We start from the raw sequence: 25,769 nt of genomic DNA, 5'->3' as shown, positions 1-25,769 counted from the left end.
CGGGAGCGTATGAAGTGTCGTTGCCACCGCTGGTCGAGCCGGCCGACGAGCTGACCGTCGACGAAGTGCGCCGCTACTCGCGCCACCTGATCATTCCCGACGTGGGCATGGCGGGGCAGAAGCGGCTGAAGAACGCCAAGGTGCTGTGTGTCGGCGCCGGGGGCCTGGGCTCGCCCGCGCTGATGTATCTCGCGGCGGCGGGCGTCGGCACCCTCGGCATCATCGACTTCGACGTGGTCGATGAGTCCAACCTGCAGCGTCAGATCATTCACGGCCAGTCCGACGTGGGCCGGCTGAAGGCCGAGAGCGCCGCCGCCTCGGTCCGGGAGATCAACCCCCTCGTGGACGTCGTGATCCACAACACCGCGCTGACCACCGAGAACGTGATGGAGATCTTCTCCGGCTACGACCTCATCGTGGACGGCACCGACAACTTCGCCACGCGCTACATGGTGAACGACGCCGCGGTGCTGCTCGGCAAGCCGTACGTCTGGGGCTCGATCTACCGCTTCGACGGCCAGGCGAGCGTGTTCTGGGCCGAGCACGGCCCCTGCTACCGCTGCCTCTACCCGGAGCCCCCGCCTCCCGGCATGGTGCCGTCGTGCGCCGAGGGCGGCGTGCTCGGCGTGTTGTGCGCCTCGATCGGCTCCATCCAGGTCAACGAGGCCATCAAGCTGCTCACCGGCATCGGCGAGCCGCTGGTCGGCCGGCTGATGATCTACGACGCCCTGGAGATGAAGTACCGCGACGTCAAGGTCCGCAAGGACCCTGAGTGCGTCCTGTGCGGCAAGAACCCGTCGGTCACGCAGCTCCTCGACGACTACGAGGCGTTCTGCGGCGCGATCTCCGACGAGGCCGCCGAGGCCGCCAGCGGCTCCACCATCACCGCCCAGGAGCTCAAGGACATGCAGGACCGCGGGGAGAACATCTTCCTCGTGGACGTCCGCGAGCCCAACGAGTACGAGATCGTCTCGATCCCCGGCGCCACGCTGATCCCGAAGGGCGAGTTCCTCAACGGCTCGGCCCTGGAGAAGCTGCCGCAGGACAAGCGCATCGTGCTCCACTGCAAGTCGGGCGCGCGCTCGGCCGAGGCGCTGGCGATCGTCAAGAACGCCGGCTTCTCCGACGCCGTGCACGTCGGCGGCGGCGTGCTGAGCTGGGTCAAGACGATCGACCCGAGCCTGCCCAGCTATTAGGCATTTCTACGGGGTGTTCCCATGACGCCCTGGTTAAGGTCGATGACGTGAACGCGTCCCGGCCCTGGCCGACCCTCGTGGTGGCCTCCGCGCTGACCCTGGTCTGCGCGGTGGCCGCCGGGGTCGCGGGCAGCACGGCCGGGGCCGAGCTCACCCGCGGTCCCACGGCGGCCGAGCTGCGCGCGGCCGCGACCCGGGAGGTCGCCGAGCGCTGGCGCGCCTGGCCCGCCGGCCGCGTCTTCCCCGCGAGCCTGCCGTACGCCGCCGAGCAGGGCGGCGAGGAACGCGCCCGGCGCGTCGGCATCTCGCCGGACACCTCCTGCGAGCACCTCGACCCCTCCGCGGCCGAGGCCCTGCGCCGGGCCGGCTGCCGCGCGCTGCTGCGCGCCACCTACATCGACGCCCTGCGGGGCGTGCTCGTCACCGTCGGCGTGGCGGTCCTGCCGGACGAGCCGGCCGCCGCGCGCGCGAGGTCCGCCTTCCCCGAGGGCGGTGAGCCGGTGCCCGGCCTGCGGCCGCTGGCCTTCGCCGGCACCGTCGCCGACCGCTTCACCCCCGCGGTGCGCCAGACGGGATCGGTCCGGCAGGCGGGGCCGTACCTCGTGCTGACCACGGCCGGCGAGGTGGACGGACGGCCGGGCGGCGCGGTCGGCGAGCCCCGCCCCACCGTGTTCGCCTTCGCCGCGGAGCTAGCGGAAGAGGTGCTGGCCGCGCTCAGCACGCCCGTCATGCCCGATTGCGACGGTGAGGAATGGCGGTGCTGAACGGGGGCAGTGCGCCGGGCGTGCTGAGACCGGTGGCCGCCGCCGCGGCGGCGGGCGTGCTGCTGCTCGCCGTCCCGCCGGCGCGCGCCGACGACGTGCGGAGCGGCCAGCGGCAGGTCATCAGGACGCTGGAGCTGCCGCAGGCGTGGCGGGTGTCCAAGGGCGCGGGCGTCACCGTGGCCGTGCTCGACTCGGGCGTCGACCCGGGGCACCGCGACCTGAGTGGCTCTGTCCTGGAGGGCCGGGACTTCACCGTCGGCGCGAACCCGCCGGGCGTGCCCCCGCGCAGGCTGCACGGCACGTACATGGCCTCGCTGATCGCCGGGCACGGCCACGGGCCGGGCGGGAGGCGCGGGATCATCGGCGTCGCGCCCGAAGCGGACGTACTGTCGGTGAGGGTCATCCTCGAGGACGAGGAGCCGGGCTTCCAGGAGTTCAACACCGCCGAGCGCTTCGAGGACGTGGTGGCGCGTGGCATCAGGTACGCGGTCGACGAGGGGGCGGACGTGATCAACATGTCGATCTCCAAGGAGCTCGCGACCTCGGAGGAGCGCGCGGCCATCGGCTACGCCATCTCCAAGGGCGTCGTGCTCGTGGCCGCCGCGGGCAACGAGGGCGACCGGCGGAGCGGCGACTACGCGCCCTACTCCTACCCGGCCGCCTTCCCGGGCGTGGTCTCGGTGGGGGCGACGGACCGGCGGCTGCGCCGGGCCGCGTTCTCGAACTGGAACTCCTCGGTGCAGGTGGCCGCGCCCGGCGTGGACATCATGGGGGCGGGGCCCGGCAACGAGTACTGGGTGGGGAAGGGCACGTCGCAGGCGAGCGCGCTGGTGTCCGGCATCGCCGCCCTCATCAAGGCGAAATATCCGCACATGTCGCCGCCGCTCGTCGCCCAGGCCCTCACCACGAGCGCCCGCGACCGCCCGCCCGGCGGCTACGACACCTCCACCGGCTTCGGCGTCGTCAACGCCGCCCGCGCCCTGTCCGAGGCCGCCCGCCTGGCCGGGCACACCGAGGTCGCCACCGGCGCCGCCGCCCACGACCCGGCCCGCCCCCTGGCCGGCGGCCGGCCAGGACCGATCGAGGTCGTCGTCAGGGACGACCGGCGCGTCGCCGTGGCCGCGGCCGTCGCCGCCGCTGGGGCCGCCGGCGCGATCGGGTCCCTGGGCGTCATGTTCACCCTGGTCAGGCGCGTCCGGCGGGCGTACACCTCCCGACACGCATGATCTGTCCGCGTAGGGGGACGAATTAGACACGAAGCGAGCCTGGGAACGAGGCGGTGGTGAAGGCACGTAGGACGACGTCAGGGTTGCCGCGCGCCGGGGAAGAAGCCACGCCGGGACGGAGGAATCCGCTCGGCGCCGCGACCGGCCGCAGAGCGCGGGTGCGCGCCTGGCCGGCCTCCGGCGGCCGCAGGCGGGCGAGCGCCGCCAAGCAGCGCGCCGAGCTGCTGGCGCTCCAGCAGGGCATCCGGTACCGGCGCATCTTCGTGACGCTGCTCGGCGTCATCGTCGCCGTGTCCGCGGTGGTCGTGCTCCTCGGCACGATCGGGCTGCTCAACGAGACCCGCTCCCGCCCGCTCACCCCCGCCGAGCAGAACCAGTACAAGCAGGAGGAGATCGCCCGCCGCTGGCAGGCGTGGCCGATGACCGGCGTCTTCCCTGACGAGGTCAAGTACTTCGGCTTCGACCGCGCCCAGCAGTACGCCAGGCGCGTCGGCATCGCCCCCGAGACCGAGTGCGCCAAGGGCGTCGACGCCCCCGTGGCCGACGTGCTGCGGAGCCACGGCTGCGTCACGATGTTGCGGGCCACGTACATGGACCAGACGGCGTCGTTCGTCTTCACGGTCGGCGTGGCCGTGCTCAAGGACGAGGCCGCCAGGGTCTCGGCCGGCGAGGAGCTGACCCAGGACGACCGCGTGGGCGTGCTCCCCGTGGCCTTCCCCGGCACGGTGAGCGAGCGCTTCGGCCCCGACCAGCGGCAGCGGACGAGCTGGGTGGGCGCGGGCCCGTACCTGGTCTTCTCCACCGGCGGCTACGCCGACGGCCGCACCAGGGCCTCGATCCCGCCCGAGGAGATCCTGCATCCCGAGCTGTGGCCGGCGGGCAAGTCCCTCGGCAACCAGATCGCGTACTTCCTCGCGGACCCGCCCAAGGTCCCGCCGTGCACCCAGGGGAACGTGTGCTGACCGCCGTACGCGCGCTGACGGCCGCGCTGCTGGTCCTGACCGGCCAGACCAGCGCCGCCGCGCCGGTCCGCGACCAGCAGCAGTGGGTGCTGGACGCGCTCAACGTGGAGCAGGCCTGGACCGTCACCAAGGGCGCGGGCGTCACCGTCGCCGTGGTCGACAGCGGCGTGGACGACGGGATCAAGGAGCTGAAGGGCCGCGTCACCAAGGGCCCCGACATGACCTCGGGCACCGCCGTCCGCGACGTGCCGCCCGGCCGGCACGGCACCGCCATGGCGGCCCTGATCGCCGGCTCCGGCGCGGACGAGGGGCTGGTCGGCGTCGCGCCGGAGGCCCGCATCCTGTCGCTGCCCATGGCGACCGACGAGGAGCCGGTGATCGGCATCCCGCCCGAGCCGGACGCCGAGACGCTCGCCGAGAGCCCGCTGGCGCGCGCCCTGCGCTACGCCGCCAACCACGGGGCGCAGGTCGTCAGCATGTCGATCGGCTCCTACGGGCCGCTGAAGTCCGAGCGGGAGGCGGTGTCGTACGCGCTCGGCAAGGGCGTCGTGCTGGTCGCCGCCGTGGGCAACGACGGCCAGACCCAGTACGCCAAGGAGAAGGGCACCTCCTACTGGAGCTTCCCGGCCGGCTACCCGGGCGTGATCGGCGTGGCCGCCACCGACAAGCAGGGCAGGCGGGCCTCCTTCAGCAGCGACAACCTGTCGGTGCTGGTGTCCGCGCCCGGCGTGGGCGTGCCCGTGGTGAACCGCAGGAGCGGCTACGAGCTGTCGGAGGGCACCAGCTCGGCGGCCGCGCTCGTCTCCGGCGTGGCCGCGCTGATCAAGTCCCGCCATCCCGGGCTGCGGCCCGAGCAGGTGGCCCAGGCCCTGGCGGCGAGCGCCCGCGGCCGGCCCGCCGCCGGCTACGACGACCAGGTGGGCTTCGGTGTGGTGGACGCCGCCGCCGCGCTCAACACCGCCGCCGCGCTGGCCGGCGCCGGGAGCGGCGCGGCCGACCCCGGCTCGAAGGAGCACTTCGGCAGCGGTGAGGCCCCGGTGCCCCAGCGCCCTGGTCCCGATCCGCTGCGGCTCTGGTTGTACGGAGGGGGCACGCTTGTGGCGCTCATCACGTTCTGCGGCGCGATCGTCGTGCTCAATCAGCGCAGAGAGTCGTGAAAGATCCGCTATGGTCCCCCGTCATGGGATACGAGCTGCGAGTGGTACGCGAGTCGCCACTCGCCTTCGCGGACTTGGCGAAGGCCATCGCGCCGGCCGGTTTCGAGCTGCGCGGATCTGACGAGATCGTCACCGGCCACGCGGGCGTGGCGCACCAGGTCGCCCGCTGGACCGGCCAGGTGGTCGGCGAGCCCGGCTCCGACTGGCAGGTCGCCCAGCTCCTCCGGCTGTCGGCGGCGCTCGGCGCCCGGCTCGTGGGCGAGGACGGCGAGGTCTACAGCCTCCGCGACGGCGTCATGGAGGTCGAGGCGGGCGGCGGCGTGGTCGAGCTCGGCAAGTTCGAGCAGGTCATCGACGCCGGGCCGGCGGCGTGGACGGCCTGAACCCGTTCGCCGAGCAGGTGCTCGACCTGGTCGAGCGCATCCCGCCCGGCAAGGTCATGGCCTACGGCGACATCGCCGAGTACCTGGGCGAGGGCGGCCCCCGCCAGGTGGGCAAGGTCATGTCCACCTATGGCGGCGGCGTGCCCTGGTGGCGCGTCGTGCACGCCGACGGCAGCGGCGCCGCCCCCGACCACCTGCGCGAATGCCTGGACCGCTGGCGCGCGGAGGGCACCCCGCTGCGCGGCGAGCGCGTGGACATGCGCCGCGCCCGCTGGGACGGCGGCGACCAGGTATAACGTGAGTGACCTTCAGCGAAGTTTCAGTAACGGGTCCGACCTGCGGTTTCGTTGATCGGGCGAATCTGTGACATGTGACTCCCATTACCATGGGCAGAACACTGATGGCGGCCCGAAAGGCGGTGCCTCCCCTATGGCCACCGGCGTCACAGCCCAGAGCCAGGGCGGCGACCCCCTCGCCGACCGCCTGAAGGCTGTCCAGGATCTCTGCGATCGTGGCGAGCCCTTCGAAGCGGTCATGCGAGCGGTCGGCCCCGGCGGACGCGACGCGGCGTTCGACACCGAGGTGCTCAGCGGTCCCCTGGGGGGCCGCATCGACCTCGCGGTCAAGCGCGGCCCCGCGCGGCGGCGCGAGATGCTGGCGCTCGTGCGCCCGTACCTCGCCGGCGTGGACGCGCAGGTCAAACGCGACCTGCCGGTCGCCCGGCGGGTGATCGTGCACCTCATCGAGACCCGCCCCGACGACGAGCTGATCGACGGCGAGACGCTCGCCAAGGTCGTCGCCGCGGCGGCCGAGCCGTCCAAGCGCATCCGCAAGGGCCTGCGCTGGTACGCCGACCTGCCCTTCCAGGACGAGCTGCCGTCCGAGCTCTACCGGCTGCGCCGCGCCGACCTGGTGCCGGTCACCCACATCGACGACATCACCTGGGAGGGCGGCAGGCTGCGCGTCACCGGCTTCGCCTACCTGGCGGGGCTGTCGGTGCGCAGCAGGCGCGCCAACTGGGCGACCGTGGTGCTGCGCGGGCCGCGGTGGCTGCCGCCGATCCGCATGCGGACGAAGCGGACGTACGAGCCGGAGGCCACCCACGGGGCGCGCGAGCCCGGCTGCAACTACGACTGGTCCGGCTTCTCGGCGGAGCTGAGCCCGTGGCCGCTGCGCTGGCGCGGCGCGGTGCGGGGCGTCGTGTCCGGGGTGCGCCGCCGGATGCGGCACCGGCCGTCGGTGCCCGACACCACCACGTGGCGGGCCGAGATCGTGTTCTGGAGCCGCGGCGCCCGGGCCACCGGCCTGCTGCGCGGCTCCTCGCTGGGCCGTCCCGAGCGCCCGGCCGGGCTCAAGCTGAAGCCCGGCTGGTGGGTGCGCCCGGTCTGGACCTCCGACCGCGCCCTCCAGGTCGTGCTCCAGCCCAACCGGGCCGAGCTGACCGGCGTCACCCTCGACGGCGACCGCCTGGAGCTCAAGGTCTTCCTGCCCGGCCGCACGGTCACCAAGGGCCACGCCCGGCTGGGCGGCCACCGCATCGCCGCCGACTTCACCCCCGCCTCCGGCGGCACCGAGGTCGTGGTCGCGCTGGCCGTGCCCGCGCTGCTGCAGGAGAAGGACGGGCGACGGCTCTGGGTCGAGCCCAAGGGCGACCCGGCGGCCTCCGTCATGCTGGCCGACTTCGCCGAGGCCCGCACGGTCGTCGGCGACCGCGAGATCACCGTGCTCGGCGACCGGCGCGACCGCGTCGTGGTCTCCGCCCACCGCATCAGGCCGGTCATCACCGCGGCCGTGTGGGAGGGCCAGGCGCTCCGGCTGAGCGGCCGCTACCCCGACGCGCCCGGCCCGCGCACGCTCACGCTGCGGCACCGCTCCGGCCTGTCCTACCAGCTGCCGATGGAGCGCTCCGGCGAGGAGTTCTCCGTCCGCGTCGAGCCGGCCGCGATGGACCGGTTCGGCGAGCCCGTGCCGCTGGCCTCCGGCACCTGGAACCTCTCGCTGCGCCACCCGTCGGGCGAGATCGTGCCGCTGCGCATGGACCACGCCGCCCTGCCGGGCCTGGACGAGAAGCCGCGCACGCTCGACGGCCGCACGTACCGCATGCTCTCCACGCGCTTCGACGTGCCGGTCGTCATGGTCGAGGAGGCCCGCCCGGCCGACGAGCGCGGCGTCGCCGGCACCCACGTGCTGCGCCGCGTCTTCTACCCGGCGCAGCGCACCGAGCCGCTCAACGACGCCACCGTCTACGTCGTCAACGACGGCCGCCTGTACGCCGACAGCGTCCGGGCGATCTACGAGGAGCGGCTGCGGCGCGGCGACGACCGCGAGCACATCTGGGTCGTCAAGGACGGCGCCTTCGTGCCGCCCGGCCCGGCCACCGTCGTGCGCGCGGGCAGCCGCGAGCACCACGCCGCGTTGGCGCGTTCCCGGCACATCATCACCAACGCCTTCCTGCCCACCTGGTTCCGCGCCCGCGAGGACCAGACGGTGGTGCAGACCTGGAACGGCACCCCGGCCAAGCACATCGGCAACGACCAGCCCCACATGAACCGCGACCCGAGGCCGCCGATCTGGCACCGCCAGGCCGCCGAGGTGCGGGGCTGGGACCTGCTGCTGTCGCAGTCGCCGTGGGCCACGCCGGTGCTGCGCAAGGCGTTCGGCTACAAGGGCGAGGTGCTGGAGAGCGGGCTGCCGCGCAACGACGTGCTCAACTCGCCCGACCGGGAGGCGCTGGCCGCGGCCGTGCGCGAGCGGCTGGGGCTGGCGGCGGGCAAGCGGGTGGTCCTGTACGCGCCGACGTACCGCGACTACGACCGCAAGAACGCGATGGTCAAGCTCGACCTGGCCAAGGCGCGCGAGGCGCTGGGGGCCGACCACGAGATCCTGGTCCGCGCGCACCCGATGCAGGCCGTGCCCGCCGTCCCCGACATCGCCCACGACGTCACCACTTATCCGGACATCGCCGATCTGCTGCTGATCGCGGACGTCCTCGTCACCGACTACTCCTCGGTGATGTTCGACTTCGCCGCCACCGGCCGCCCGATCGTCCTGTACGCCTACGACCAGGCCAAGTACGCCGCCAAGCGCGGCCTCTACCTCGACCTCGCCGAGCAGGCCCCGGGCCCGGTGCTGTCCACCTCGGCCGACGTCGTCGACGCGCTGCGCTCGATCGACTCGGTCGCCGCCGCCCACGCCGACCGCTACGAGGCCTTCCGCGCCACGTTCGCGCCGCGCGACGACGGCAAGGCCACGGCCCGCGTGGTCGACCACCTGTTCTCCTGACCCCGCCGGGCGTCCCGGGCCGCCTCGCCGCGCCCGGGACGCCGCTCAGGCGCGCCGCAAGCCCACGATGAGCGCGCCGCCGCGGGCCGGCGTGTCGGCGCGATTCCTGGACTTTCGCCCGCTACCGTAGGCGGTTCGCACGAGAAGACCGGGCAAGTCGGCACGATCTACCCCTGTGGTCTGGTGGAATCTAGTGCTGTGAGTGGTCAGACCTGGCGGTTGGTACGGCGTGGCAACAGCGCCCCTGATGTGCCCCCTGTGCTGGACGAGCACCAGCGTGCCGTGGTCGGGCACCCGGGCGGCCCGCTGCTGGTCCTGGCCGGTCCCGGCACCGGGAAGACCACCACGATCGTCGAGAGCGTCGTCGATCGCATCGAGCGGCGCGGCCTCGACCCCGAGCGGGTGCTCATCCTCACCTTCAGCCGCAAGGCCGCCGAGGAGCTGCGCCGCCGCGTCACCGCGCGCCTCCGCCGCACCACTCGCACACCGCTCGCGATGACCTTCCACTCCTACGCCTACGCGCTGCTGCGCCGGGAGTCCGTCCTGGAGGGCAAGGCCCCGCCCCGCCTGCTGACCGGCCCCGAGCAGTTGCTGGAGATCCGCCGCCTGCTGCACGGCGAGCTGGAGAACGGCGCGCTCGACTGGCCGGCCTCGCTGCGCGAGCCGCTGAAGACCCGCGGCTTCGCCGAGGAGCTGCGCGACTTCCTGTCCCGGGCGAGCGAACGCGGCCTGGACGGCCCCCGCCTGATCGACCTGGGCCGCCGCCACGGCCGCCGCGACTGGGTGGCGGCCGGCCGCTTCGCCGAGCGCTACGAGGTGCGTTTCGACCTCGACCCGGAGGAGACCTACGACTACGCCGAGCTGATCGGCGCGGCCTCGGCGCTGCTGGCCCGCCCGGAGGTGCGCGAGCGGGAGCGGGCCGCCCACGAGGCGATCTTCGTGGACGAGTACCAGGACTCCGACCCGGCCCAGGAGCTGCTGCTGCACCATCTCGCCGGCGACGGCCGCGACCTGGTCGCCGTCGGCGACCCCGACCAGTCCATCTACGGCTTCCGCGGCGCCGACGTGCACGGCATCATGAGCTTCCCGCAGCGCTTCCGCACCCTCGACGGCCGCGACGCGCCCGTGCTGGCCCTCCGCGTGTGCCGCAGGAGCGGCGCGAACCTGCTCGGGGCGAGCCGCCGGCTGGCCGCCAAGCTGCCCGTCGCGCCCGGCTTCGACCACCGCCACGACCACCGCGACCTGGTCCCGCTGCCCGGCCTGCCCGAGGGCGAGGTGCGCGTGCTGCTGGCCGACAGCACCAGCCAGGAGGCCGCGATCGTGGCCGACACGCTGCGCCGCGCCCACCTGATCGAGGGCGTGCCGTGGCACCGCATGGCGATCCTGGTCCGCTCGGCCAAGCGCCAGGTGCCGCTGCTGCGCCGCGCGCTGACCAACGCCGGCGTGCCCACGATGGTCGCCGGCGACGAGGTGCCGATCGCCCAGGAGCCGGGCGTGCGCCCGCTGCTCACCATGCTCAAGGTCGCCATCGACCCGGCCCAGCTCGACGAGAACACGGCCGAGGAGCTGCTGGTCGGCCCGCTCGGCGGCACCGACATGATCGGCGTGCGGCGCCTGCGCCGCGCCCTGAAGATCGCCGAGAACGAGGCGTCGGAGCAGGGCGAGGCCCGCTCGTCCGGCGAGCTGCTGGTCGCGGCCGTGCGGGACGCCCGCGAGCTGACCAGGATCGAGCCGCACGTCGCCCTGCCCGCCGAGCGCGTGGCCAGGCTCCTCGCGATCGCCAGGAAGTCCGTCGCCGACGGCGGCACCGCCGAGGACCTGCTGTGGGCGGTCTGGGAGGCCAGCGGCCTGGCCGCCCGCTGGACCGACATGAGCATGTCGGGCGGGCCCAGGGGCGCGCAGGCCGACCGCGACCTCGACGCCGTGGTGGCGCTGTTCGACCAGGCGGCCAAGTTCGTCGACCGCATGCCGAAGGCGGGCCCCGAGGTCTTCATCGACGACCTGGCCGCCCAGGAGATCCCCGGCGACACGCTGGCCGACCGCGCCCCCGACGGCGACGCGGTGCGCGTCCTGACCGCTCACCGCTCCAAGGGCCTGGAGTGGGACGTCGTGGTGGTCGCGGGCGTGCAGGAGGGCGTCTGGCCGGACCTGCGGCTGCGCGGCTCGCTGCTCGGCGTCGAGGACCTGGTCGAGACCGTCGAGGGCGCCGAGCCGAACGCCGCCTCCCTGGTCTCCAAGCTGCTGGCCGAGGAGCGCCGGCTGTTCTACGTGGCCGCCACCCGGGCCCGCCGCCGCCTGGTCGTCACCGCCGTCGGCGGCGAGGACACCGACGAGCGCCCCTCCCGTTTCCTGTCCGAGCTGGCCCCCGGCGCGGTCGAGACCGCCACCGTGGACGACCGGGCCCGCTGGCTCACCATGTCCGCGCTGGTGGCCGACCTGCGGAGCGCGGTGACCGACCCGACGAAACCGGCGAAGGTCCGCAGGAAGGCCGCCCGCCAGCTCGCCCGGCTGGCCGCCGCCGGCGTCCAGGGCGCGCACCCCAACGACTGGTACGCCCTCACGCCCATCACCGACGACCGCCCGCTGAGCTGGCCCGAGGGCGTCGTCAGCATCTCGCCGTCGGCCGTGGAGAGCTTCACCAAGTGCGGCCTGCGCTGGCTGCTGGAGACCGCCGTCGGCGCGGCGGGCACCAGCACCGCGCAGGGCCTCGGCAACGTCATCCACGCCCTCGCCGTGCTCGCCGCCACCGACCTGCCGAGCGAGGACCTGCTCGGCCGCCGCCTCGACGAGGTCTGGCACGAGCTGGACTTCGGCGGCACCTGGTACAACCGCAAGCAGCGCCAGGTGGCCGAGCAGATGATCGGCAAGTTCCTGCGCTGGCACAAGGAGAACCCGCGCGAGCTGGTCGCGCTGGAGGAGTCGTTCACCGCGATGGTCTCCGAGGGCGTGCAGATCAAGGGCCGGGTGGACCGCGTCGAGCGCGACTCCGACAACCGCGCGGTGATCATCGACCTGAAGACCGGCGGCTCCAAGCCGAAGGCCGGCGAGCTGGACCGGCATCCGCAGCTCGGCGTCTACCAGCTCGCCGCGCTGCTCGGCGCGTTCGCCCGGCACGGCATGACCGAGCCCGGCGGGGCCGCCCTGGTGCAGCTCGGCAAGGCTGGAGGCAAGAACGACGCCTTGGAGCAGCGCCAGAACGCCCTCGCCGACGACGGCAACCCCGGCTGGGCGGCCGACCTGGTCGACACCGTCGCCACCGGCATGTCCGGCCCGTTCTTCCAGGCCAAGATCAACGACGGCTGCCGCACCTGCGCCGCCCGGTCGAGCTGCCCGGTCAACGACAACGGGGGCCAGGTGTGCTGACCCCCGCAGAGCTCGCCGGCAAGCTCGGCGTCCTTCCCCCCACGCACGAGCAGGCGGCCGTCATCGAGGCGCCCCTGGAGCCGATGGTCGTCATGGCCGGCGCCGGCTCGGGCAAGAGCGAGACCATGGCCGGCCGGGTCGTCTGGCTGGTCGCCAACGGCCTGGTCAAGCCCGAGAACGTGCTCGGCCTGACGTTCACCCGCAAGGCCGCCGCCGAGCTGGCCACCCGCGTCCGCGAGCGGCTGACCGGCCTCGCCGAGGCGGGCCTGGTGGAGCCGGGCGCGCTGGACAACGAGCCCACGGTCTCCACCTATCACGCCTACGCCTCCCGCCTGGTCACCGACCACGCGCTGCGCGAGGGCCTGGAGCCGACGATGCGCCTGGTCACCCCCGCGGTGTCGTGGCAGCTCGCCTCCCGCGTGGTCGCCGTGCACGACGGGCCGATGGACCGCGTCGAGCTGGGCCCGCCCTCGGTCACCGCGGCCCTGCTGGAGCTGTCCGGCGAGCTGTCGGAGCACCTGCGCCGCCCCGACGACGTGCGCCGCCTGGGGGAGTGGCTGCGCGAGCGGCTGGCCCGCGTCCCCGGCCGCACCACACTGGCCCAGCGCCGGCCGCTCGACGTGCAGGGGGCCAGGGAGCAGCTGCTGCCGCTGGTGGAGGCGTACGAGCGGCTCAAGCGCGCCCGCGAGGTCATCGACTACGGCGACCAGATGGCGCTCGCCGCCCGCATCGCCGAGCGCCACAAGGAGGTCGGCGAGATCGAGCGCGAGCGCTACGCGGTCGTCCTGCTCGACGAGTACCAGGACACCAGCCACGCGCAGCTCGTCCTGCTGCGCTCGTTGTTCGGCGGCGGCCACCCGGTGACGGCGGTCGGCGACCCCTGCCAGTCCATCTACGGCTGGCGCGGCGCCTCCGCCGGCAACCTGCGCCGCTTCTCCCGCGACTTCCGCACCGGCACGGGCGACCCGGCCCCGGTGCGCCAGCTCAGCGTCAGCTTCAGGAACGGCGACCGGGTGCTCGACGTGGCCGCCCGCATCCAGCTCCCGCTGCGCATGGAGGCCCGCGAGGTGCCGGTGCTCGTCCCGGGGCCGAACCGGGTCGAGCGCGGCCGGGTCACCTGCGCCTTCCACGAGACCGCCGAGGACGAGGCCCGGTGGGTCGCCGACGGCATCGCGAAGATCCTCGGCCAGGAGGTCGCCCCCGACGGCCTGCCCTGGGGCGAGAAGGAGCGCAAGAAGACGCTCGCCCTCCAGCCGCAGGACGTCGCGATCCTGGCCCGCCGCCGCTCGCAGTTCCCGGCGCTGCGCCGCGCACTGGAGGACCGCGACATCCCGGTCGAGGTGGTCGGCCTCGGCGGCCTGCTGACCGTGCCCGAGGTCAACGACATCGTCGCCACCCTCCGCGTCCTCTACGACGCCACGGCCGGCGACGCCCTGGCCCGCCTGCTGGCCGGGCCGCGCTGGCGCATCGGCCCCGCCGACCTGCGGGTGCTCGGCGAGTGCGCGCGCGAGCTGGCCCGCGAGCTGAGCGAGAGCGAGCGCGCCGCCGACCCGCTCGACCAGGTGGTGGCCGACCTCGCCGAGGAGCGCGGCAGCCTGGTCGACGCCCTGGACGAGCTGCCCGACCGGGAGGGCTGGCTGGAGCTGTTCTCGCCGCTGGCCCGTACCCGGCTGGTCGCGCTCGCCCACGAGCTGCGCCAGCTCCGCGCGCACGCCGCGCAGCCGCTGCCCGACCTGATCACCGAGGTGGAGCGCCGGCTCGGCCTCGACATCGAGGTGGCGGCGCGGAGCGGCACGGCGGGCGCGTTCGCCGCGCGGGCCGACCTCGACGCCTTCATCGACGCCGCCTCCCGCTTCGCCGGCGACGCCGAGGACCCGACGCTCGGGGCGTTCCTCGCCTACCTGGAGGCGGCCGAGAGCGAGGAGTTCGGGCTGGAGGCCGGGCGGGTCGGCGAGAGCAACAGCGTCAAGCTCATGACCGTGCACGCCTCCAAGGGCCTGGAGTGGCCGGTCGTGGTGGTGCCGGGGCTGTCGCAGCTCCTCAGCTCCAAGGGCACGGTCGCGACCGGCAGCGTCTTCCCGGCCTCGCCGGTCACCAACAGCCGGTGGACCGAGAACCCGCGCAAGCTGCCGTACCCGCTGCGCGGCGACGCCGCCGACCTGCCGCGGCTCAGCGGCCTGAGCAAGGAGGAGCTGGCCGTCTTCGACGAGCTGTGCCGCGAGCGGGACCTGACGGAGGAACGGCGCCTCGCGTACGTGGCCGTCACCCGCGCCCACTACCACCTCATCGCCTCCGGCTACCGGTGGGGCACCGCCACGAAGCCGCTGGAGCCGTCGGACTTCCTGCTGGAGATCCGCGACACCGCCGACCGGGTCTCGGTCTGGGCCGGCGACCTCGCGGAGGGCGCCACGAACCCGCTGCTCGCCGAGCCCGCCGAGGCGGTCTGGCCGGTCACGCCCGAGGGACTGCGCTACGAGTCGGTGCTCGACGGCGCCCGCCTGGTCGAGGACGTGCTGTCCGGGGCGCTCGGCGAGGACGACGACGAGGACGACGACGAGCCGGTGCGCGCCTACGAGCAGGAGCGCATGCGGGCCTGGGACCGCGACACCGACCTGCTGCTGCGCGAGCGGGAGCGGCACCTGCGCCGCCCGGCCACGATCGTCGAGCTGCCCGCCAAGCTGACCGTGTCGTCGCTGGTCACGCTGGCCGCCGACCCGCGCGAGCTGGCCCGCAGGATCCGCCGCCCGGTGCCGGTCAAGCCCGCGCCGCTGGCCCGGCGCGGCACGTCGTTCCACAGGTGGCTGGAGACCCGCTGGGACCAGCAGCGGCTCATCGACGACTTCGAGCTGTACGACGAGCTGGAGCCGGAGGAGGCCGACGTGCGGCTGGCCGAGCTGCAGGAGCGGTTCGAGCAGAGCGAGTGGGCCGACCGGCGGCCGGTGGACCTGGAGATCCCGTTCGAGACGATGATCGGCGACCGGCTGGTGCGCGGGCGCATGGACGCCGTCTTCGAGACCGCCGGCGACGGCTACGAGGTCGTCGACTGGAAGACCGGGCAGCCGCCGCGCGGCAAGGCGGCCAAGGCGGCGTCGGTGCAGCTCGCCGCGTACCGGATGGCCTGGGCGCACCTCGCCGGGGTGCCGCTGGAGCGGGTGGGGGCGGCCTTCCACTACGTGCGCGCCAACCGCACGGTCCGCCCGGTGGACCTGCTGGACGAGGCCGGGCTGGTCGCGCTGGTGGAGAGCGTCAGGATCGCGGATGACGGAAAGCCGGCTCCGGACGCATGAGGAAGCCGTGGCGCGAGATGCTCCAGGCGCGGGCCCCGGCCCTCGCGAGGACCACCGTCCAGGTCGTTCCCCACGCGGATCGGTCCTCGCTGGCCACGCCCTCCCGCGGTTTCGGCACCACGGGGCAGGGCACTCGCCCGGGCACCGGGTCGTCCGGCGCGAGCCGGGCCGGCCACACCTTCTCGACCCCCGCTTCGAGGAGCTCGCGACGCATCAGGAACGTGTTCCCGGCGGCCGCGCAGGCCCGCCGGTCCTTGCCGGGCAGCCCGACCGAAACCGCGATCGAGCGCTAAGTGCGAGGTCATAGGATGTCAGGGGACTCAGGAGGGGCGGGGCCAGTGGAGATCACTGCGGAAGAACAACTCATCGGACCCCTGCTGCTCGCGCGTGGCACCATCGACCGCTCCGCGGCGCTGCGTGCCGACGAGGGGTGGCTGGAGCGGGCCTGGTCCGATCCGGCGACCCGGGTGCTCGTCGTCGACGACGGTCACACGCTGGTGCGCAGGGTGGGCGACGAGGTGCGGGCGGTGCTGTTCGCCCCGGCCGACGCGCCGGAGGGGCAGCGCTACCTGCTGGGGGTCGAGGGCGGCGTCGCCTACTTCGCGGTCGCCGCGCCGCTGCCCGGCGTGCCCAAGCACGAGGTCAACGGGCGCGTCACGTTCGCGATGAAGCTCGGCGACACCCCTGAGGGCGTGCCGGTCGCGGCCGGCCTGCGCCAGGTGGGCGGGCTGCTCGGCGACCGCGACGCGGGCCTGCTGGTCTACGCCGTCGCGCTGGAGGCCTGGCACTCCACCCACGAGTACTGCCCGCGCTGCGGCAGCCACACCGACGTCCAGGCCGGCGGGCACGTCCGGGTCTGCCCGCGCGACGGCAGCCAGCACTTCCCGCGCGTCGACCCGGCAGTGATCATGCTGATCCGCGACGAGGCCGACCGCTGCCTGCTGGCCCGCGGCCCGCAGTGGCCGAAGGGGCGGCTGTCCATCCTCGCCGGGTTCGTCGAGCCCGGCGAGTCGCTGGAGCACGCCGTGGTCCGCGAGGTCGCCGAGGAGGTCGGCGTCACCGTCGTCAACCCGCGCTACCTCGGCAGCCAGCCGTGGCCGTTCCCGCGCAGCCTCATGCTCGGCTTCTTCGCCGAGGCCGTCACCACCGAGCTGCGGCCCGACGCCGAAGAGATCGCCGAGGCGCACTGGTACTCCCGCGAGGAGCTGACCGCGGCGCTCGACTCGGGCGAGCTGCGCCTGCCGCCGGCGGTGTCGATCGCCCGCCGCCTCATCGAGACGTGGTACGGCGGGCAGCTCGCCTACGAGTGACCGGCGGGCCCGGTCAGGCCGCGCCCAGCAGGGCCTTGACCTCCAGCGCCGACGGGTTCGTGCGCACCACGCGGCCGGCGGGCGTGTCGATCACCACGGTCGGCACCGTCTGGTTGCCGTTGTTGACGCTCATCACGAACTCGGCGGCCGAGGGGTCGCGTTCGATGTCGACCTCCTCGAAGCTGATGCCCTCACGGGTGAGCTGGGCCTTGAGCCGCTTGCAGGGGCCGCACCAGGTGGTGCTGTAGACCGTGAGCGCCATGTCGGGTGATCCCTCCCAGGTCAGGAAAACAGGCGTCCCGTGCAACAACACGACGTGCCTGGTTAATCCCTTTCCCGCGGTGGCTCAGCCGATGCGCTCGGCGATCCAGGCCTGCACCCGCTCGGCCACGCCCGGCTCCCGGTAGAGCGGCGCGCTGTGGTTGATCCCCGGCTGGGTCAGCACGGTCACCGGCACGCCGACCTTGGCCAGCATGTCCCGCAGCAGGATGCTCTGCGCCGGCGGCACGAACTCGTCCTGCGAGTGGATGGCCAGCATCGGCACGTCGTGCTTGCTGGCGTGCCAGGCCACCTCCATGCTGGCCCACACGCGCGAGCACTTGCCCGTGGGCGCGCAGCCGCCGGCCAGCTTGATCGCGGCCTGGCGCAGCCTGCGCTTGCTGCGGTCGGTGGTCTTGCGGGGGTCGCCGTCCGCGTACGCCTGCAGCGGGGAGATGATCGGCGACAGGCCGACCACGCCCTTCAGGCCGTTGACGCCGTCGCCGTACGTGCCGACGGCCGCCGCGATGTGCCCGCCCGCCGAGAAGCCGACCACCACGTAGTTGCCTGGGTCGAACGACCACCGGTCGGCGAACTTGCGGGCCGTCGCGATCGCCGAGAGCGCGTCCGTGCGCTGCGCGGGCCAGGCCGCGTCGCCGGACAGGCGGTAGTTGAGGTTGAAGACCGTGTAGCCGAGCTCGGCGTAGCTGCGGGTGATCTCCTTCATGTACCGCTTGTCACCGCTGGACCACCAGCCGCCGTGGATGAGGAACACGCCGGGGCGCTGCTGGCCGTCGGGGGTCCACCAGACGTCCATCTGCTGGCGCCGGTGCGGGCCGTAGGCGATGGTCTCCGTGCTGAGGCCGTACACGTCGTCCGAGGTCGCCGGGGTGGCGACGGTGGGTGAGGGCGTCGGCTCCAGCGCCGCCGCGCCCGCGCTGACCGCGCTCGCGCTGACGGGTGTGAGCACGACGGCGGCGAGCGCCAGGGCACCCACGTGAACCGCTATCCGCACGGCCTTCCTTTCCCCCATGCTCAATGGTCGGCCCCATTGTGGGGGAAGAGACCAGTTCTTTGCATCTCGTTGGCCGAGAACATACGACGGCCCGCATGTTGCCAGAATAAAGTCCTTGGCCGCCAGTCCTGGGAAGATGAAGAGGTGACAGATGTGGACGACGTTCTGATCGGCCTCGATCCCGAGCAGCGCGCGGTCGCCGAGGCCGTGCGCGGCCCCGTGTGCGTGCTGGCCGGGGCCGGGACGGGCAAGACCAGGGCGATCACCCACAGGATCGCGCACGCGGTGCGCAGCGGTGTCGTCGACGCCCAGAGCGTGCTGGCTGTGACGTTCACCACTCGGGCGGCGGGCGAGCTGCGCCAGCGGCTGCGCGCGCTCGGCGCGCCCGGGGTGCAGGCCCGCACGTTCCATGCGGCGGCGCTGCGCCAGCTCACCTACTTCTGGCCGCGGGTGATCGGCGGCGAGGCGCCGTCGGTCATCGAGTCGAAGCTGCCGGTGCTGGCCGAGGCGTGCCGGCAGGTCCGGCGCACCCCCGACCGGTCCGAGCTGCGCGACATCGCCGCCGAGATCGAGTGGGCCAAGGTCACCCAGATCGGTCCCGACGACTACGCCGCCGCCGCGGCCAAGCACCACCGCACCCCGCCCGTCGCGCCCGAGGAGATCGCCCGCCTGTACGAGGCGTACGAGCAGCTCCGCCGCGAGCGCCACCTGGTCGACTTCGAGACCATCCTCGAGCTGACCGCGGCCGTGATGACCGAGCACCAGGAGGTCGCGGCGCAGATCCGCCAGCAGTACCGCTACTTCGTCGTGGACGAGTACCAGGACGTCAACCCGCTGCAGAAGCTCCTGCTCGACACCTGGCTCGGCGGCCGCGACGACATCTGCGTGGTCGGCGACCCCAACCAGACCATCTACTCCTTCACCGGCGCCAGCCCCCGCTACCTCACCAACTTCGCCGTCGAGCACCCGCAGGCCGCCGTCATCAAGCTGGTGCGCGACTACCGCTCCACCCCGCAGGTCGTCGACCTCGCCAACCTCGTCATCGCCCGAGGCAAGTCGCCTCACCGGCTGGAGCTGGTCGCGCAGCGTCCCGACGGGCCGCGGCCGGTCTTCGCCGACTACGACGACGAGCCGGCCGAGGCCGCCGGGGTGGCCAGGGCCATCAGGAAGCTGCTCGACAAGGGCGTCCCGGCCCGCGAGATCGCGGTGCTGTTCCGGGTCAACTCGCAGTCCGAGGCGTACGAGGAGGCGCTCGCCAAGGCCGAGATCCCCTACCTGCTGCGCGGCGCGGAGCGCTTCTTCGAACGCCCGGAGGTCCGCCAGGCGGTCGTGCTGCTGCGCGGCGCGGCCCGCTCCGCGGCCGGCGAGCCGCTGGCCTCGGAGGTGCACCACGTCCTCGCGGGCGTCGGCCTCACCCCCTCACCGCCCGGCGGCGGCAAGGCGAGGGAGCGGTGGGAGTCGCTGAAGGCCCTCGCCGACCTCGCCGAGGACATGGCGGCCGAGGGCGCCGACCTGCCCGCGTACGTCGCCGAGCTGGAGCGCCGCGCCTCCGAGCAGCACGCCCCGCCCGTCGAGGGCGTCACGCTGGCCTCGCTGCACGCCGCCAAGGGCCTGGAGTGGGACGCGGTCTTCCTCGTCGGCGTCACCGACGGCATGCTGCCCATCATCTACGCTGAGACCCCCGAGCAGATCGAGGAGGAGCGCCGCCTGCTCTACGTCGGCATCACCCGCGCGCGCGAGCACCTCACCATCTCCTGGGCGCTGGCCCGCGCGCCCGGCGGGCGCAAGAGCCGCCGCCCGTCCCGCTTCCTCGACGGCCTCACCGGCCGGGCCGCGCCGCCCCGCGCGGCCGCCGCGGCGCCCGCCCGCGAGCGCCGCACCGTGGCCGCGCCGGTGAGCTGCCGGGTCTGCGCCAAGACGCTGACCGCCGTGGCCGAGCAGAAGCTGGGCCGCTGCGCCACCTGCCACGCCGACTACGACGAGGAGCTGCTGGAGCGGCTGAAGGTCTGGCGGACGGCGACCGCCAAGGAGGGCAAGATCCCGCCGTACGTCGTCTTCACCGACGTCACGCTGCAGGCCATCGCCGAGCGCGCGCCGACGAGCGAGCAGGAGCTGCTGTCGATCGCGGGCGTCGGCCGGGTCAAGCTCGACCGCTACGGCGAGGCCGTCCTGGCGCTGTGCCGCGGCGCCTGACGCCCGCCGGCCGGTGTAACAACCGCGAAATCAGCACCGGTAATCATCGGACAAGCCGGGCCGCATGCGGACCGGCTCCGGCCGCACGTCAAACTTGTGTCAGGACCGGAGACCGTCCGATATGACAAGACTTGTCCCGATGCCGGAATCCGCCGGCGCCGGGACCCGCGAGGGGGACCGACACGTGAACGAGGCGCTCAAGGAGCTGCTCGACCTGCTCGACCTGGAGCAGATCGAGCTCGACATCTTCCGGGGGAGGAGCCCCGAGGAGCGCATCCAACGCGTCTTCGGCGGACAGGTGGCGGCGCAGGCGCTCGTCGCGGCCGGCCGCACCGTCACCAAGGACCGCTTCGTCCACTCGCTGCACGCCTACTTCATCCGGCCCGGCGACCCGTCGATCCCGATCGTCTACAACGTGGAGCGGGTGCGCGACGGACGCTCGTTCAGCACCCGGCGGGTCCAGGCCGTCCAGCACGGCAAGGCGATCTTCACGATGTCGGTGTCGTTCCACATCGCCGAGGAGGGCGTGGCGCACCAGGCGTCGGTGATGCCGGTCGTGCCGGCGCCCGAGACGCTGCCCACGTTCCAGGACCGCATGTTCGACCTGGTCGGCGACCACCCCGAGTTCCGCGACTTCGTCTCGCGGCCCCGGCCCGTCGACGCCCGCTACGCCTCGCCGCTGACGTGGGAGGCCTACCACGACCCGTCGCTGCGCAGCGCCGAGACCAACGTCTGGTTCCGCTACGACGCCGAGCTGCCCGACGACCCGCTGCTGCACGTCGTGCTGGCCGCCTACGCCTCCGACTTCACGCTGGTGGACACCATCCTGCTGGCGCACGGCATGGCGTGGGGCGTGTCCAACGTCATGGGCGCCTCGCTCGACCACGCCATGTGGTTCCACGGCCCCTTCAGGGCCGACGAGTGGTTGCTCTATGCTCAGGAGTCGCCTTGGTCGGCGGGCGCCCGGGGGCTGGCGCGCGGTGAGATGTTCACCGCGTCCGGTGACCTCGTGGTGTCGGTGGTCCAGGAGGCCATGATCCGGCCGATCAAGTAGCGAAATCGCAGGTAGAAAATATGTTGCCCCTTCCGGGCTTCCCGGTTTAGGGTCATGGTCAAGCGAGTCGGACACTCCTGTTTCCGACGATCAAGAGAGTGGAGGTGAGCCCCGGTGACGAGCATTCAGATTTCCGCTGCCACGCAGTGGCTCGCTTCCGCATGCCGTGACTCGGTGAGGCTCGTCGATGGCCCCGCCATGCTGCGGCAGGAGAAGTCTGTCCGTAGTCAGGCCGCCGCCTTCCGCGGGCGCGCCCACGCCGGCGCCGCCGCCATGCCAGTGGCTCCTGTCTACGCAGGTGGTATCGAACTGCCGGCCAACCAGCTCACCAAGGGTGGACTGTGCGGTCCGCAGCCCTGGAGGGATACACCGGTCATAACCTGACCGGCGAAAGTAGCCCCCAGGCCGCGGATCCACAGACGGATCCGCGGCCATTTTGTTGCCCACGATCCCGACCACCTACGAGGTGCCCAAACAAGATCAAAAAGATCGATCGAAGGAGAAGAAAGATGGGGGCGAAGACGATCATGGACCTGATCGACGAAGCCAAGATCCCCTGTCGTACCGACCCTGACCTGTGGTTCGCCGAGTCGCCCGAGGACGTCGAGTTCGCCAAGGCGCTCTGCGGCGGCTGCCCGATCCAGAAGGCCTGCCTCGACCGCGCGCTCGAGCGCGAGGAGCCGTGGGGCGTCTGGGGCGGCGAGCTGATCCTCAGGGGGACCGTCGTTCCCCGCAAGCGTCCGCGCGGGCGTCCCCGCAAGCACCCGGTCGCTGCCTGATCCACCGTACGCACTCCACTCCACAAGAAAGCGAAGAAAACCGATGAGCGCTCGACCGACTAGGAGCCCCGCAGTGTCCCATCTCATCCATGACCTCGTGTACGACCGAATACAAACCCTCCACCGCGAGGCGGAGGAGGAGCGGCTCGCGCTGCGCGTCAAGCGTGTACAGCGGGCGCGGCGCGAGGTCCAGAAGGCCAACGACCGCCTCCGCCGCGCTCTGCTCCTGCAGTGGTGATCGGGGAGAACCGGGATGACCCGGGAGATCCTGCCGCCGGCGCAGGATCTCCCCTGAACCCCGACAACACGTAACAACCGAGGAGCCGGACGCACCCAGCGCCCGGCTCCTCCCCTTTCACCCACATCCTCCCCGCGCCGCCCACCACCGATCACCCCTCGACCCCGCGAACTCCCCTCACCTTCGCCACGGCCGCCCTCGGCCTCGCCACGGGCGCCCTTGATCTCGCGAACTCCCGCCTTTCCTTGCCACGGGCGCCCCTCGACCTTGCGGAATCCCGTCCGCTCTCGCCAAGGCCCGCCGCCGCGCCGCTTCAGGTGCCGGAGCCGCACTCAGTCGCACTGCGCCCGCCCCGCCCAAGCCCTCGGAACCGCACCCGCTCGCGCCGTGCCACCTCAGTGCTTGGGTGCTTGGAGCCACACCCGTCTGTGCCTGGCCGCCTCAGTCCTTGGTGACCCCGCCCTGCCCGGGGCCGTCGCGCCGCCTCGCAACTCCCGGGGCTCCGCGCCGGCTCTCTCACGACTCTCGGGATCTCACCTGCACTCCCCTGGGGCACCTCACGGCCCTCGGACCCACCTGCGCACACCTGCGCTGGGCCCGTCGCCCTCGGGCTGCACCGTCACGTCTGCGCTCGCCGCATGTACCGTCATAGGTCTTGTGGAATCGGTGATCTCACCTGCGCTGACCACGGCCTCCTCGGCCCTACCTTGGCGGCCCCATCTCGGCGGCCTTAACCTTGGCGGCCCTACCTCGGCCTGTGCCCGAGGGCTTTGCTCGGAGCCTTGCCCAGTGGGCCGGTTTCCCGCCTCTGCCACGAGCGTCGCCTCTGCTGCGGTCACCCTGCATCCCTGCGTTCCACGAGCCGCCGGATGAGAGAGCCATGTCTGTCGACTCCCTACATCGGTTACGGCGGGTCGCCTGTTGCACTGGTCCCGGCGACCCGCCGTAACCCGTAACCTCGTCGACCTGTGAACCGCCCGCCCGCTTCCACCTGACAGGCCTGCCTTGCGGAAGAGATGAGCATCCTGGACATGGCCGGCGCGAACGCGCGGCGCGATCAGATCACGAGGTACGCAGGGAGACCCTCAAGGAGCCAGGCAGTGCGTGGCGGGCAACTCGGCCGGCACACCCGGCGCGGCCGGGTCGACGAGATGAGTGATGTCACCGGCGCTCGTGCTGAGACATTCGGCGATGACGACGGGATCGACGACGGCGTGGGCAGCGGGAGCGACAGCGAGCATCCCTGCCCCGGTCAGTGTGGTGGCGATGAGCAGACGGACGGATCGACGCATGGTCTTCCTTTCGTCGAGGTAACGAACTGCCCTCACATGATTACACAGAGTATTCAGTCGCCACAGCCGGTGCCAAGAATTCCCCGCCCTCATTTGCCCAGCTCACCCCAGGCAGGAGAAGGGCCGTGGGTTCTCGGCCGCGCGCTAACGGTACGTAACCGCACAACCGAATGCAGCCCGATGGATGCGACGGGACGGTAGCAAATGCCCGCAGGTAGGCGTCACGTGTCGGAGATGCCGTAGCGCCGGGAAGTCGGGCGTAGGTGAAGCGGACGACGCGGCGGCGGGTGCACCCCTCTGGCCAGGCCGCGCGTCAACGGGTGCCGCCCCCGAAGGTGCCGCGCTGCGTCGTGCCGCGCTCCGCGATGGCGCGTGCCGCGATGGCGCGTGCCGCGATGGCGCGCTGCGGAGTGGCGCGCTGTGCGGTGTCGCGCTGCGGGTGTGCCCTGAGGGCTTGCGTCGAGGGGTGTGGTGCTGAAGGCGTTGCCGTGAAGGGCTTGAAGGGCTTGAAGGGATGACACCTGGGTTGGTGTGGCGGTGGGTGCTGTGTCTCTTGCTGGTCTTGGTCAGGAGGCGGGTCGGCCTGGTGAGGGCGGTGGGTGGGGTGTTGGGGGTCAGATGATGGCGAGGGCTTGGTCGTCGGGGTCGTCGGAGAAGCCGGGGACCCAGCGGATCGCTTCGTCCCGGAATCGGGCCGTGGTGTTGAGCTGGCAGAGCACGCCGACGCCCGCCGCGTGCACCCGGTGGATGAGGACGTACGACGGCGGCAGGTTGAGCTGGCGCACCACGTTGCCGGGGCGGAGGTCGGCGACGCTGGCGGCCTGCGTCTGGAGCCACTCCCGGCTGAAGGTGAACTCCTCCACCGCCGTCGGCTCCACGTACGGTGCGAGGAAGGCCCGCAACGCGTCGGGGTCGATCTCGATGCCGTCGCGGATGAAGCCCTCCTGTCGCAGCCCCGTCACGACGTTGTCCATGTCGCCCTGGTTGAAGATGCGCATGAGCTGCCCGAACACCCGCGGGTAGCCGTCGGGCAGCCGGTTGACCGCGCCGAAGTCGAGCACGCCGAGCCGGCCGTCGGGCAGCATGCGGAAGTTGCCCGGGTGCGGGTCGGCGTGCAGCAGGCCCACCCGCGCCGGCGAGGAGAACAGGAAGCGCACGAAGAGCAGCCCCGCCCGGTCGCGTTCCTCCTTGGTGCCGCCGGTGATGATGCGCGACAGCGGCACGCCGTCCATCCACTCGGTGACCAGGACCATCTCGTTGGCCGCGATCACGTCGGGGACGAGGAAGTCGGGGTCGCCGGCGAACTCGCCGGCGAAGGCGTGCTGCGCGTGGGCCTCGCGGAGGTAGTCGAGCTCTTCGGCGATCCGCTCGCGCAGCTCCGACAGCACCGACTTCATGTCGAGGCCGGGCAGCAGCACCCCGAAGAGCTTGCCGAGCCGCGCGAGCTGGCTGAAGTCGCCGAGCAGCGCCTTGCCCGCCCCCGGATACTGGATCTTGACGGCCACCTCGCGGCCGTCGTGCCAGACGGCCTTGTGCACCTGGCCGATGGAGGCGGCGGCGGTGGGCCGGTCGTCGAAGGAGCGGAAGTTGTCGCGCCAGTCGTCGCCCAGCTGCTCGGTCAGCACCCGGTGCACGGTGGCGGCCGGCAGCGGGGGAGCGGCGTCCTGGAGCTTGGTGAGCGTGGCGCGGTAGGGGCCGGCGATCTCGGGCGGCAACGCCGCCTCGAAGATCGACAGAGCCTGCCCGACCTTCATCGCGCCGCCCTTGAGCTCGCCGAGCACCTTGAAGACCTGGTCGGCGGTACGTTGCTGGACTTCCTGCGCCACGATCTCGGCGGACTTGCCGCCCAGCCGCTTGCCCAGGCCGAGGGCGGTGCGACCGGCGAACCCGAGGGGAAGCGTGGCCAGCTTGGCGGAGCGCGTGACAGCACGGCGTGGAAGATCGCTCACACTGATGCGCGGAACCTCGGCGGAGATCCGCTTCCCCCCTTCGTGGTCGTACGTAAGCACG

At 72.8% G+C, this 25,769-nt stretch carries 19 protein-coding genes; 15 read left to right on the top strand and 4 right to left on the bottom strand.

Going from position 1 to position 25,769, the window contains the following annotated elements; genetic code table 11:
• The first annotated feature begins 14 nt into the window (after positions 1–14).
• From moeZ to nudC, 11 genes are all read left to right on the top strand, one after another.
• Complete coding sequence (gene moeZ / locus MF672_RS04215) at positions 15–1,196, top strand: adenylyltransferase/sulfurtransferase MoeZ (RefSeq protein ID WP_242372572.1); 1,182 nt, start codon at positions 15–17, stop codon at positions 1,194–1,196.
• A 47-nt stretch (positions 1,197–1,243) separates the two neighbouring features.
• The gene (locus MF672_RS04210) at positions 1,244–1,960 is read left to right on the top strand and encodes a hypothetical protein (RefSeq protein ID WP_242372570.1); all 717 of its coding nucleotides are present in this window, start codon (positions 1,244–1,246) and stop codon (positions 1,958–1,960) included.
• A gap of 20 nt (positions 1,961–1,980) precedes the next feature.
• Positions 1,981–3,186, top strand: a complete 1,206-nt coding sequence (locus tag MF672_RS04205; RefSeq protein ID WP_247815157.1) for a S8 family serine peptidase — start codon at positions 1,981–1,983, stop codon at positions 3,184–3,186.
• Positions 3,187–3,344: 158 nt separating this feature from the next.
• The gene (locus MF672_RS04200; RefSeq protein WP_242372565.1) at positions 3,345–4,148 is read left to right on the top strand and encodes a hypothetical protein; all 804 of its coding nucleotides are present in this window, start codon (positions 3,345–3,347) and stop codon (positions 4,146–4,148) included.
• Complete coding sequence (locus tag MF672_RS04195; protein WP_242372563.1) at positions 4,142–5,305, top strand: S8 family serine peptidase; 1,164 nt, start codon at positions 4,142–4,144, stop codon at positions 5,303–5,305. The genes MF672_RS04200 and MF672_RS04195 overlap by 7 nt, the downstream gene beginning before the upstream one ends.
• Positions 5,306–5,328: 23 nt before the next feature.
• Entirely contained in the window at positions 5,329–5,688 is a 360-nt protein-coding gene (locus tag MF672_RS04190) for a hypothetical protein (protein WP_242372561.1), read from the top strand.
• Positions 5,676–5,984: an MGMT family protein gene (locus MF672_RS04185; RefSeq protein ID WP_302893155.1), complete on the top strand. Its 309-nt coding sequence runs from the start codon at positions 5,676–5,678 to the stop codon at positions 5,982–5,984. Before MF672_RS04190 ends, MF672_RS04185 begins: the two co-directional genes overlap by 13 nt.
• A 238-nt stretch (positions 5,985–6,222) precedes the next feature.
• Entirely contained in the window at positions 6,223–8,970 is a 2,748-nt protein-coding gene (locus tag MF672_RS04180) for a CDP-glycerol glycerophosphotransferase family protein (RefSeq protein WP_242372558.1), read from the top strand.
• A 258-nt stretch (positions 8,971–9,228) separates the two neighbouring features.
• The gene (locus MF672_RS04175) at positions 9,229–12,333 is read left to right on the top strand and encodes an ATP-dependent helicase (RefSeq protein WP_242372555.1); all 3,105 of its coding nucleotides are present in this window, start codon (positions 9,229–9,231) and stop codon (positions 12,331–12,333) included.
• Complete coding sequence (locus MF672_RS04170) at positions 12,327–15,620, top strand: ATP-dependent helicase (protein ID WP_242372551.1); 3,294 nt, start codon at positions 12,327–12,329, stop codon at positions 15,618–15,620. The genes MF672_RS04175 and MF672_RS04170 overlap by 7 nt, the downstream gene beginning before the upstream one ends.
• A gap of 338 nt (positions 15,621–15,958) precedes the next feature.
• Positions 15,959–16,930, top strand: a complete 972-nt coding sequence (gene nudC / locus MF672_RS04165) for an NAD(+) diphosphatase (RefSeq protein WP_242372549.1) — start codon at positions 15,959–15,961, stop codon at positions 16,928–16,930.
• 13 nt (positions 16,931–16,943) lie between these two features.
• Here the strand turns inward: nudC and MF672_RS04160 are convergent, their stop codons facing one another.
• Together MF672_RS04160 and MF672_RS04155 are read right to left on the bottom strand one after the other, a co-directional pair.
• The gene (locus MF672_RS04160) at positions 16,944–17,192 is read right to left on the bottom strand and encodes a mycoredoxin (protein ID WP_242372547.1); all 249 of its coding nucleotides are present in this window, start codon (positions 17,190–17,192) and stop codon (positions 16,944–16,946) included.
• Positions 17,193–17,276: 84 nt separating this feature from the next.
• On the bottom strand, positions 17,277–18,203 hold the full coding sequence (locus tag MF672_RS04155; protein WP_242372545.1) for an alpha/beta hydrolase: 927 nt from the start codon (positions 18,201–18,203) through the stop codon (positions 17,277–17,279).
• A gap of 153 nt (positions 18,204–18,356) precedes the next feature.
• On the opposite strand from MF672_RS04155, the gene MF672_RS04150 reads away from it, so the two are divergent.
• The 4 genes from MF672_RS04150 to MF672_RS04135 all read left to right on the top strand — a co-directional run bounded on the left by MF672_RS04150 (position 18,357) and on the right by MF672_RS04135 (position 22,467).
• Positions 18,357–20,396 carry an ATP-dependent DNA helicase UvrD2 gene (locus MF672_RS04150; protein ID WP_302893154.1) on the top strand — a complete coding sequence of 680 codons (2,040 nt, stop codon included), beginning with the start codon at positions 18,357–18,359 and terminating at the stop codon, positions 20,394–20,396.
• Between the two features lie 184 nt (positions 20,397–20,580).
• Positions 20,581–21,450, top strand: a complete 870-nt coding sequence (gene tesB / locus MF672_RS04145; protein WP_242372541.1) for an acyl-CoA thioesterase II — start codon at positions 20,581–20,583, stop codon at positions 21,448–21,450.
• Between the two features lie 509 nt (positions 21,451–21,959).
• A complete protein-coding gene (locus tag MF672_RS04140) occupies positions 21,960–22,229 on the top strand; it encodes a WhiB family transcriptional regulator (RefSeq protein ID WP_043630546.1) in 270 nt (89 codons plus the stop codon).
• 73 nt (positions 22,230–22,302) lie between these two features.
• Positions 22,303–22,467 carry a hypothetical protein gene (locus tag MF672_RS04135; protein WP_242372539.1) on the top strand — a complete coding sequence of 55 codons (165 nt, stop codon included), beginning with the start codon at positions 22,303–22,305 and terminating at the stop codon, positions 22,465–22,467.
• 1,085 nt (positions 22,468–23,552) lie between these two features.
• Here MF672_RS04135 and MF672_RS04130 read toward each other — a convergent pair.
• Positions 23,553–23,759 (bottom strand): hypothetical protein, encoded by a 207-nt coding sequence (locus tag MF672_RS04130; RefSeq protein ID WP_242372536.1) that lies wholly within the window; start codon positions 23,757–23,759, stop codon positions 23,553–23,555.
• 614 nt (positions 23,760–24,373) lie between these two features.
• Positions 24,374–25,708 (bottom strand): ABC1 kinase family protein, encoded by a 1,335-nt coding sequence (locus MF672_RS04125; RefSeq protein WP_242372533.1) that lies wholly within the window; start codon positions 25,706–25,708, stop codon positions 24,374–24,376.
• Positions 25,709–25,769 lie beyond the last annotated feature (61 nt).

The sequence above is a fragment of the Actinomadura luzonensis genome (genome assembly GCF_022664455.2).
GTDB classification, from domain to species: Bacteria; Actinomycetota; Actinomycetes; order Streptosporangiales; family Streptosporangiaceae; genus Nonomuraea; species Nonomuraea luzonensis.
Note: the sequence above shows the minus strand (reverse complement) of the source record. Positions and strands in the feature narration are given on the sequence as shown.